The organism is Dietzia sp. B19 (assembly GCF_014145155.1).
In the GTDB taxonomy this organism is placed as follows: Bacteria; Actinomycetota; Actinomycetes; order Mycobacteriales; family Mycobacteriaceae; genus Dietzia; species Dietzia natronolimnaea.
On sequence record NZ_JAALED010000562.1, the window covers coordinates 1 to 552 of the forward strand.

At 62.0% G+C, this 552-nt stretch carries 1 protein-coding gene; it reads left to right on the forward strand.

From position 1 onward, the window contains the following. Positions 1-67: 67 nt before the first annotated feature. Positions 68-552, forward strand: a 485-nt coding sequence (locus tag G6020_RS15315) for a nucleotidyl transferase AbiEii/AbiGii toxin family protein (protein WP_182611203.1), incomplete at its 3' end; no start/stop codon positions are given.

Sequence of the window (552 nt, forward strand, 5' to 3'; positions counted from 1 at the left end):
GTGGCCACTTTAGCGGGAACACTCCAATCTCTACTGCCTCATCCCCGGGGCTCGCCACACCCAAGACTTGGACCTGTACCGGCAAGCCTCCCCCACAGGCCATCGCGCAGCCGCCGACAGTCTGATCGCAGCCATGGACCAGACCACAATAGGCCCGTACACCTTCTATGTGCGCAACCCACGGAGGGAGACGGCCAGCGGAACCGTCGAGAACATCCAACTGACCGTCATCGTCCGATTCGGCACTACCGAGTTCTCCCGGTTCAACATCGACGTCTCCGGAGACCTTGAGGCGCCCACCGTCACCGAACCACTGGCGGTCACCCGCGCCGACCCACTCGAGGTCCCGTTCGCTCGCCGGCACTTCACCGTGCTGTCCTACCCGATAGAAAACCAGCTCGCCGATAAAACCTGCGCCATGTACGAGATCCACGGCACCCGTAGCTCCACCCGGTACCGAGATCTCTACGACATCGCCTTAATCGCCCTCGAACTCGAAGTGGACGCAGGAAAACTGCGCACCGCACTAGCCCCGGTGATTCACGGGGATCT